Source organism: Sphingomonas sp. CCH9-F2, from assembly GCF_001556735.1.
GTDB classification, from domain to species: Bacteria; Pseudomonadota; Alphaproteobacteria; order Sphingomonadales; family Sphingomonadaceae; genus Sphingomonas; species Sphingomonas ginsenosidimutans.
In genome coordinates this window covers 1-325 of sequence record NZ_LSJO01000243.1, presented here as the reverse complement: position 1 = coordinate 325, position 325 = coordinate 1, and the positions used below count along the sequence as shown (strand labels likewise).

Here is a 325-nt window from a genome sequence, read left to right as displayed (position 1 = left end):
AGCAGCAGGCGGTCCGCCGCCATAATGCGGTAGACCCGTTTGTGGTTGGCCGACGCCAGCCCTTCGGTGCGAAGCTGTCGATTGAGGACCGCCGCGATGCGGCGGTAGCCGTATGTTGGCCGCTGCGCGGCGATCTGGCGGATACGGGGCAGCAGATCTGCGTCCCCGGCCTTGGTGTAGGACCCACGCGTCCTGGTGCGACCGGTCAGGCGGTCGTACACCGTCGAGCGCCCGACGCCGAGCGTGCTGGCGACCAGGCTCACCGGATAGTCTCCGGCAGCGGCGAGTGCATGAGCAAGCTCGCTTTTTTTGGGCGCGAGCGCTC

General features: G+C 68.0%; 1 protein-coding gene. It reads right to left on the bottom strand.

Annotated elements, in window-relative coordinates:
- On the bottom strand, window positions 1–325 hold a 325-nt coding region (locus tag AX685_RS07295; RefSeq protein ID WP_156445716.1), incomplete at both ends, for an IS3 family transposase.